The sequence below is a fragment of the Mycobacterium noviomagense genome, from assembly GCF_010731635.1.
Taxonomy (GTDB): Bacteria; Actinomycetota; Actinomycetes; order Mycobacteriales; family Mycobacteriaceae; genus Mycobacterium; species Mycobacterium noviomagense.
Map to the genome: position 1 here is coordinate 282,812 of NZ_AP022583.1, position 8,466 is coordinate 291,277.

The following is an 8,466-nucleotide window of genomic DNA, read 5'->3' on the forward strand; positions in this document are numbered from 1 at the left end:
CTACGGTGGGCTTACTGTGAGCGCTGTGCGAGACGAACTGGTGTGGATCGACTGCGAGATGACCGGCCTCGATCTGCACTCGGACAAGTTGATCGAGATCGCGGCCCTGGTCACCGACGGTGAGCTGAACGTTCTCGGCGACGGTATCGACGTGGTGATCCACGCTGAGGACGCCGCATTGTCGTCGATGATCGAGGTCGTTACCGACATGCACGCCCGCTCCGGCCTCATCGACGAGGTGCGGGCCTCTACGGTCGACGTGGCCACGGCCGAGACCATGGTGCTCGACTACATTTGCGAGCACGTCAAGCAGCCGCGGACGGCTCCGTTGGCGGGCAATTCGATCGCCACCGACCGTGGGTTCATCGCCCGCGACATGCCGGCCCTGGACTCTTTTCTGCATTACCGGATGATCGACGTGAGCACGATCAAAGAGCTGTGCCGACGTTGGTATCCGCGCATCTATTACGGGCAGCCCACCAAGGGTCTGGCCCACCGCGCGCTGGCCGATATTCGGGAGTCAATCCGCGAACTGCAGTTCTATCGGCGTACCGTGTTCGTCCCGCCGCCCGGGCCTTCTACCAGCGACATCGCCGCGGTGGCCGCCGAAGTTGGGGGTCTGACGGACGCGGCGAAGGAGATCGATTCGGCCGCCGAGCGCGGAAGCGGTTAATATCGACGTCGCCGCCCATCGGCCCGCGAGGAGCGGGTCAGCGGCGATGGTGAGTGTAGTTCAGTTGGTAGAGCACCAGGTTGTGATCCTGGATGTCGCGGGTTCGAGTCCCGTCACTCACCCCACAGGTCAGTGGGCTTTCTACCCTCTGGCCCTACGCTGTTCAGCGCGCAGAACGCGGAGCCTTGCGTTGCAAGGTAGGCCCCGTTGGTTGCAACGTGGCCTAATCCGGCCGAAGAACCGGCTTGGGACTGGCGTCCACCTCAAGCTGCAGCCAAATCACTTGCGCCCGTGCCCAAGCGGCCACAGCTTCGGCTTCAGCCGCTTCTGCCGCGGCCTGCATCTCCAGTCGCCACCGTCTGCGCCGGGCTTCTGCGCTGGCTCGGTGGGCACCCTGGCGGTTATGCCTCCGTGCGGCTGAGGCGACCTGCGGCGGTAGCGCGGCCTCTCTCTTTTGGCGCGTGTAGATATCCGACAGGACGAAAGCCACGCCGATTAGCACCAGCAGCGGCATGAACACCAGTGGGTGCGCGGCCACTCCGGCTATGCCGACAAGCGTGCAAGGCACCGCCACTGCCACCGTGGCCTCCCGATGTCGACCGCACAGGTCGACAATTCTCGCCGGCGCCGCCAACGCCACCGCGGTCTCCGGATGCCGATCCGGCCAACTCATAACCATTTCGGAGACCACATGATCGCCTCTCCTTCGCGGAGATATTGGCGCATGAGCGTACTGCCACAACGGCACGGAACTGAGCAGACACGCCACAGCTGGCCAGCACGGTGCGGTCTCGATCGGACTTCGGGATGAAATCGGCGCGAGCTAACCAGCGACCTTCGCTCGCCCTAGCGAGCGGTGCTGTCCGTCTTGGCGTTACCGGCACGCCACGTGTCCCACGGGATATTCCAGTCACCGAGCCCTTCAGTGCCCGACAGCGTCGGCCCCACCGTATTGATGACTTGCACGACGTCGCCACGCTTGGTGTGGTCGTAGAACCAGATGGCGTTGCTGGGACTGACGTTGATGCAACCGTGGCTGGTATTGCTGTGACCCTGAGCGCCCACCGACCACGGCGCGGAGTGCACGAAGACCCCGCTGTAGGAAATCTGGGTCGCCCAATCGACGTCGGTGCGATACCCGTTGGGCGAGTTGACCGGAACCCCGTAAGTCGACGAATCCATGATGATGTGCTTGTAGCGTTCGCCGACAAGGTAGGTGCCATTGGCGGTCGGTGTGCTGTCTTTGCCCATCGAGATCGGCATGGTCTTGGCGACCTCGCCGTTGATCCGCACAGTCAGCGTCTTGGTGGCGTCGTCGGCTGTTGCGATGACTTCGTCACCAATAGTGAAGTGCGTCTTGAGGTTGTCCTCTCCGAACAGCCCGTCGCCCAAGTCGACACCGTAGGTGTTGACCGCCACGTCGACGGAAGTGTCCGGCTTCCAGAATTCCTTTGGCCGCCAACGCACTTCGCGATTGTTCAGCCAGTAGAAAGCACCTTCGACGGGTGGTTTGGTCGTCACCTTGATGGCTTTTTCCGCCGCAGTGCGGTTGGCGATGTTCTCGTCGAACCGGATCGCGACCGGCTGGCCTACACCAACCACTTCGCCATCCAGCGGCACGACGTAGGGCATCGTGGTGTTCTCGGGGGACTGGGTCTCGAAGGTCATCTGGCGGGTTGCGACGCCACCCAGCCCGCGGGCCTTCGCGACCAGCGTGTAGCTCCTGTTGTAGCCGAGCGGCTCGGCAGTCGACCAACGCACCCCATCCGGGCTGAGTTGACCGCTCACCGACCTGCCGTTCTCGTTGACCATGGTGACCTCGGCCAACACCCCGCCCTCGGCGGTCACCGTCACTGGCGCGTCGACAGCGACGCCTACGGCGCCGTCGGTCACCGAAGCGGTCAACTTCGGCACCAGCAAGTCACTGAACGGGGTGCCCTTGTCGAAGATGACCTTCGTCGGCCCGCCGGCGCTGTTGTTGCCGCAGCCGCCCAGGCCCACCACCACAGCCGGGATCACCAGCGCGACCAGCCACGACCGGCGAAAACGCGCAGCAGTCACCGAGCGACCTGCCACTACCGTGCTCCCCCATGCGACCCGATGGAATCTGTAGACTTGGCAGTAGTTTAAGGGCACGCGGCCCACGGCGCTGTGACGCTCCAGCGGATGTCCACGAGATTCGCACCGCGGCGCAGCGCCTGTTATTGTCGCGTTCCTGGAGCAACCCAAGCGCCGTTAGCTCAGTTGGTAGAGCAGCTGACTCTTAATCAGCGGGTCGGGAGTTCGAGACTCTCACGGCGCACCAGCCAAAGTTACTGGCAGAGGCCATTTCGCCCAGCTGCCCTCGCGTCGCATTCGTCGCGTAAGGCACGCAGGTTCTTTACCTGGTCTCCGCTGCTGGGAGACCTCCGTCACAGCAAACACGAACACCTGGCGTAATTGTGAGATTGATGCCGACCGCGCCTGCACCGGCATAGCGTCTTGGCCATGACTACACCGCATAAAGACCGCGCGCTGGCCAAAGAAAGCGCCGAAGAGTTCGCCGAACGGATGGTCGCGGCCATCGACAGCGCCAGCCTGGCCATCTTGGTGTCTATCGGACACCAAACCAAGCTGTTCGACACGTTGGATGAGCTTCCGCCGTCCACCAGCGCGCACATCGCAGAAGTCGCCCGACTCAATGAACGTTACGTGCGGGAATGGCTCGGCGGCGTGGTCGCGGGCCGAATCGTCGACTACGACCCAAAGACGCAAACCTACTCGCTGCCACGCAACCACGCGGCGGTGCTTACGCGGTCCGCGGGACCCGACAACCTTGCTCGCGTCGCACAGTTCATCCCGCTCCTCGGTGAGGTGGAGCAAAAGATCATCGACCGTTTCCACAACGGCGGCGGGCTGTCCTACAGCGAATATCCACGCTTCCACGCGCTGATGGCCGAGCAGAGCGGCGAGGTGTTCGATGCCGCGCTGATCGAGGTGATTCTCCCGATGGCAGGAGATCTGCCCCAGCGCCTCGCGGCCGGTAGCGAGGTTGCCGATATCGGTTGCGGCAGTGGGCATGCCATCAACCTGCTGGCGCGCGCCTTCCCGGCCAGCCGGTTCACTGGCATCGACTTCTCCGAGGAGGGCCTGGCGGCCGGCACCGCCGAGGCGGCACGGCTCGGTTTGACCAACGCGAAGTTTGTGCGGCGCGACGTCGCTCAGTTCGACACGACACAGGCCTACGACGTGATCACCGCGTTCGACGCGATTCACGATCAGGCCCAGCCGGCGCGTGTGCTGGCGAACATCTTCCGTGCACTGCGGCCGGGCGGCGTGTTCTTGATGGTGGACATCAAGGCGTCGAGCTGCCTGGAGGACAACATCGGCGTGCCCTTCGCGCCCTACCTTTACACCGTCTCGACGATGCACTGCATGAGCGTGTCGCTGGGGTTGGACGGCGCCGGACTGGGCACGGTATGGGGCAGCCAGCGCGCAACGTCGATGTTGAGCGATGCGGGGTTCAGCGACGTGGCTGTGCGCGAAATCGAGTCGGATCCGATCAACTATTACTACGTCGCCCGGAAGTGATCGGGCAACGTTTCCCCGAAAGGCTTGTACCAGTGGCCATTCCGCGCCCCCTTCGTGCCGCAAGAGGCGATCCAGGGCATCGCCAAGGAACCCGACTGCGTCAACCCTGGACGGCGAAAAGCCCCCACTCGCCCGCCACACCCTTGAGGACGTGCTCGCCGCGAGTGGCAAAGCGCAGGCCGGACCCGGCGACCAGGTCGACAACGACGCGCGACACCAGCACCTCGCCCGCCCCGGCCGCTGCTGCCACGCGCGCGGCGATGTGGACGGCGATGCCGCTGATGTCGTCGCCGCGCAGCTCGACCTCGCCCGTGTGTACGCCCGCCCGCACCTCGAGGCCCAGACTCCGCAGCGCATCGCGAGTCGCGATGGCACATCGGATCGCGCGGGCAGGTCCGTCGAACCGAGCGAGAAAGCCGTCGCCCGTCGTGTTGACCTCACGGCCGTGGAAGCGCTCAAGCTGGCGCCGGACGTGGGCGTCGTGCCTGCCGAGCAGCTCCTTCCATCGCTCGTCACCGAGCTCGACCGCTCGCTTCGTGGAGTCGACGATGTCGGTAAACAGTACGGTGGCCAGGACGCGTTCGACCGCAGGCGCCGGCCGGACGCCGGTGAGGAACTCCTCGATCTCGTCGAGCAAGGTGTCCGCGTCGCCCGTGAAGAACAGATGGTCGGTGCCGTCGAGCTCGACGAACTTGGCCCCAGAGATGCGGTCAGCAAGGTAGCGACCCATCTCGAACCTGACCATCCGGTCGTCGCGCCGGTGCAGCACGAGCGTTGGCGCCTGGATCACGGGCAGCACATCGCGGATGTCCAGCTGGGGGTAAAGCGCGAAGATGTTGCGGACCATGCCCGGGCTGGCGGCCACCCGCTGCAGCCGCGCCCACCATCGCCGCAGGTCGGCGTCGCCACGCCGGCTCGGAGCCCATGCACCGAGTCCGACGCCCTCACCCCAGCCCTTGGCGCTGATCTCGACCAAAGCCGAAAGCTGCTCCTCGGTGACACCGAGGGGGTAGTCAGGCGCTCGCAGCAGCCGGGAGAACGTGCCGTACAGGACGAGCGCATTCACGCGGTCGGGATGGCTGGCTGTCATCAGCATCGCCATTGCGCCGCCCTCCGAAATGCCCACGAGGTCGGCGCGTTTGCATCCGGCCGCGTCCATGACGGCTCGCAGGTCGTCGACGGACTCTTCCAACGTCGGCGCGTGCGTCGTCGGATCGGAGAGGCCAGTGCCCCTCTTGTCGAAGGTGACGACGCGCCGGAAGGACGCGAGCCGGGAGTAGAAGTGGGCGACCGACGGCTCCTCCCACATGATGTCGAGGTGCGAGATGAAGCCGGGTGCGACGACAAGGTCGGGTCCCGCGCCGGTCACCGAGAACGCGATGTTCAGGCCGCCGCTCTTGGCATAGTGGATGTCCGGCGCCCCGCCGCCGACGTTCATGGTCGAACCTTACGCCGCAACAGGCCACGCGAAAGCACCCCGGACGGTCCGCCGCCAACTGCAGGAAACGTACAAATAGTTGTGTCGCCATTAGCGCCTTGCCGCAGGCGTATCAGCCTTCAGGATCACCGATTCCTGACTCTGCGCACCACCAACACCACGGTGAGCGCTCCGATGCTGACCAGGGAAACCGCCACCACAGGCTTTTTCACGAACATGATCACCTGGGCCTTGACGTCGTCGGCGAGCCGGCGGGGATTTGCCCGCGCCGCGAGCGAGTCGACGGTTGCGGCCAACTGTTCGCGGGCCTGGTCGATCTCCTGCTTGATGGTGTCGGGATCGCGCTCCGCCACTGTCCCCTCCATGTCTTGCCCGCATGTGGGCACGCTCGCTGAAGTTGCCGTCTTGCCGCACTACCCTAGAGCAGCCGGCACCGCCTCCGGCGCTTCGGTGAACAGAAAGGGGACTTCGTTGGCCGACCCCGTGCGCCTGCAACCCGGCGACAAAGCGCCCGCTTTCCGGCTGCCCGACGCCGACGGCAACACCGTGTCGCTAGCCGACTACAAGGGACGCCGCCTCGTCGTCTACTTCTATCCGGCCGCGTCCACACCCGGTTGCACCAAAGAGGCCTGTGACTTCCGCGACAATCTGCACAACCTCAACGACGCCGGCATCGAGGTCGTCGGCATCTCCCCCGACAAGCCGGAGAAGCTGGCCAAATTCCGCGATGCCGAAGGGCTGACGTTCCCGCTGTTGTCCGATCCCGATCGCAAGGTGTTGACCGCGTGGGGCGCCTACGGCGCCAAGCAAATGTACGGCAAAACTGTGCAGGGCGTCATCCGCTCGACGTTCCTCGTCGACGAAGAAGGCAAGATCGCCTTGGCCCAGTACAACGTCAAGGCGACTGGCCACGTGGCCAAGCTGAGGCGAGACCTCGGCGTGTAAATCCCGGTCGTCGAATGTGCAGCTTCTAGGCGCGATTTCGTCTTGGATTCGTCGAGCGCAAGCTATACAGTCGGCGCGGCGAGCATGCCCAGCAGCAGCGCCTCGGCGGCTGCGGCTTTTTCCAAGACACCGAGGTGCACGCTCTCGTTGACGCTGTGCGCCTGGGTTGCCGGATCTTCCATGCCGGTGACGAGGATCTTGGCATGCGGGAACGCCGCGGCGAACTCGGCGACGAACGGGATCGAGCCGCCTATCCCCACATCGACCGGGTCGACGCCCCACGCCTGCCGGAAGGCCACACGGGCGGCGTCATAGACGTGACCGCTGGCATCGATCGCGTAGGGCTGCCCGACCTCGCCCGGCGTCACGGTCACGTGCGCGCCCCAGGGGGCATGCGTCTCCAGATGGGCGCGCAACGCATCCAGGTGCGCGGCGGAGTCACCGCCGGGGGGAACCCGCATGCTGACTTTGGCCCGCGCCCGCGGGATCAACGTGTTCGACGACGCCGCAATCGATGTGGTGTCGATGCCGATCACCGTGATCGCCGGCTTCGCCCATAACCGCTGCGCCACCGAGCCAGAGCCGATTTCGCTCACCCCGTCCAGCAGGCCCGTCTCGGCCCGGACTCGCTCCGGTGGATAATCCACTGCGGCGGCCGTACTTTCGTGCAAGCCAGCGACCGCCACGTTGCCGTCGTCGTCGTGCAAGCTGGCCAGCAGCCGCACCAGCACGCTGAGCGCGTCGGGAACCACGCCGCCCCACAGCCCGGAGTGCAGCCCATGATCGAGGGTGGCAACCTCCACAACGCAGTCCACCAGCCCCCGCAGCGACACTGTCAACGCCGGGATGTCAGTAGTCCAATTGTTGGAGTCCGCGAGCACAATCACATCGGCGGCCAGCAGGTCGCGGTGGGCAGCCAGCAGGCGCCCCAGCGACGGAGATCCAGACTCCTCCTCTCCCTCGACGAACACCGTCACCCCAACCGGCGGTCGACTGCCGTGCGCCCGAAACGCCGCCAAATGCGTTGCTATACCGGCCTTGTCGTCTGCGCTGCCGCGCCCATAGAGCCGGCCGTCGCGTACGGTCGGCTCGAAAGGCGGCGACGCCCATTGGGCATGATCACCTTCGGGCTGCACATCGTGATGGGCATACAGCAGCACCGTGGGCGCACCGGGCGGCGCTGCATACCGGGCGATGACCGCCGGGGCACCGTCCTCGCTGACGATCCGCACGTCGGGAAAACCGGCTTGCGACAACAGATCTGCGACTACTTGCGCGCTGTGGTGTACCTCGGGGCGCCGGGCCGGATCGGCCCACACCGATTCGATGCGGATCAAATTTTCCAGATCGCGGCGCGCCTCCGGCAGCACGTCCCGGACGCGTTCGACAAGATCGCTCATGTGATCGAGGTTAGCCCGGCCGACTGTGGGCAGGCGTTTGCACTATGGCGCTTCGAGGATGGCCACGGCAGCCGCGGTGTCGCCTTCATGGGTCAACGACACGTGGATGGTTACGTCGGCCAGGTGCTTGGCGATCGCGCCGGTCAACCGCACCCGCGGCCGGCCCCACATGTCGGTGACCACCTCGATATCGCGGTGGATGCCTTCCGGCAGAACCGGCCGCTGAGCGAACCGCGACCCCGACCACGCCTTGATCACCGCCTCCTTCGCCGCCCAGCGCGCCGCCAGGTGCCGCGCCGCCGACGAACTCTTGTCGGAGGCGTCGCGGCGCTCCCCGGGAGTGAAGGTCTCGGCGAACACCGTGCCCGGCTGGTCGACCTGTTCGGCGAAATCAGGGATGGAAACCACGTCGATGCCCACTCCGACGATGCTCACGGGTC

Annotated in this window: 9 protein-coding genes and 2 tRNA genes; 5 read left to right on the forward strand and 6 right to left on the reverse strand. The window is 65.4% G+C overall.

Translation table 11 applies throughout. The features are described 5' to 3' along the window. The first annotated feature begins 25 nt into the window (after positions 1-25). The gene (gene orn / locus G6N15_RS01115; RefSeq protein WP_083084578.1) at positions 26-673 is read left to right on the forward strand and encodes an oligoribonuclease; all 648 of its coding nucleotides are present in this window, start codon (positions 26-28) and stop codon (positions 671-673) included. A 49-nt stretch (positions 674-722) separates the two neighbouring features. After that, a tRNA-His gene (locus G6N15_RS01120) sits at positions 723-798 on the forward strand. Positions 799-896: 98 nt separating this feature from the next. Here the strand turns inward: G6N15_RS01120 and G6N15_RS01125 are convergent. Both G6N15_RS01125 and G6N15_RS01130 read right to left on the reverse strand, forming a co-directional pair. Further along, on the reverse strand, positions 897-1,364 hold the full coding sequence (locus tag G6N15_RS01125; RefSeq protein ID WP_139797665.1) for a hypothetical protein: 468 nt from the start codon (positions 1,362-1,364) through the stop codon (positions 897-899). A 155-nt stretch (positions 1,365-1,519) separates the two neighbouring features. Next, entirely contained in the window at positions 1,520-2,809 is a 1,290-nt protein-coding gene (locus tag G6N15_RS01130; RefSeq protein WP_372506469.1) for a L,D-transpeptidase, read from the reverse strand. Between the two features lie 93 nt (positions 2,810-2,902). Between G6N15_RS01130 and G6N15_RS01135 the strand changes: the two genes are divergently transcribed. Next, positions 2,903-2,978, forward strand: a tRNA-Lys gene (locus G6N15_RS01135). A gap of 182 nt (positions 2,979-3,160) precedes the next feature. After that, positions 3,161-4,243, forward strand: coding sequence for a class I SAM-dependent methyltransferase (locus G6N15_RS01140; protein WP_083084215.1), 1,083 nt, complete (start codon positions 3,161-3,163; stop codon positions 4,241-4,243). A 100-nt stretch (positions 4,244-4,343) separates the two neighbouring features. Here G6N15_RS01140 and G6N15_RS01145 read toward each other — a convergent pair whose 3' ends face one another. Continuing rightward, positions 4,344-5,681: an adenylate/guanylate cyclase domain-containing protein gene (locus G6N15_RS01145; protein WP_083084212.1), complete on the reverse strand. Its 1,338-nt coding sequence runs from the start codon at positions 5,679-5,681 to the stop codon at positions 4,344-4,346. Between the two features lie 125 nt (positions 5,682-5,806). Further along, positions 5,807-6,034, reverse strand: a complete 228-nt coding sequence (locus tag G6N15_RS01150) for a DUF3618 domain-containing protein (protein ID WP_083084576.1) — start codon at positions 6,032-6,034, stop codon at positions 5,807-5,809. 118 nt (positions 6,035-6,152) lie between these two features. On the opposite strand from G6N15_RS01150, the gene bcp reads away from it, so the two are divergent. After that, positions 6,153-6,626, forward strand: a complete 474-nt coding sequence (gene bcp, locus G6N15_RS01155; RefSeq protein ID WP_083084209.1) for a thioredoxin-dependent thiol peroxidase — start codon at positions 6,153-6,155, stop codon at positions 6,624-6,626. A gap of 62 nt (positions 6,627-6,688) precedes the next feature. Here the strand turns inward: bcp and G6N15_RS01160 are convergent, their stop codons facing one another. Both G6N15_RS01160 and acpS read right to left on the reverse strand, forming a co-directional pair. After that, positions 6,689-8,026, reverse strand: a complete 1,338-nt coding sequence (locus G6N15_RS01160) for a dipeptidase (RefSeq protein WP_083084207.1) — start codon at positions 8,024-8,026, stop codon at positions 6,689-6,691. Positions 8,027-8,068: 42 nt separating this feature from the next. After that, the gene (gene acpS / locus G6N15_RS01165; protein WP_083084205.1) at positions 8,069-8,461 is read right to left on the reverse strand and encodes a holo-ACP synthase AcpS; all 393 of its coding nucleotides are present in this window, start codon (positions 8,459-8,461) and stop codon (positions 8,069-8,071) included. Between the last annotated feature and the right edge of the window lie 5 nt (positions 8,462-8,466).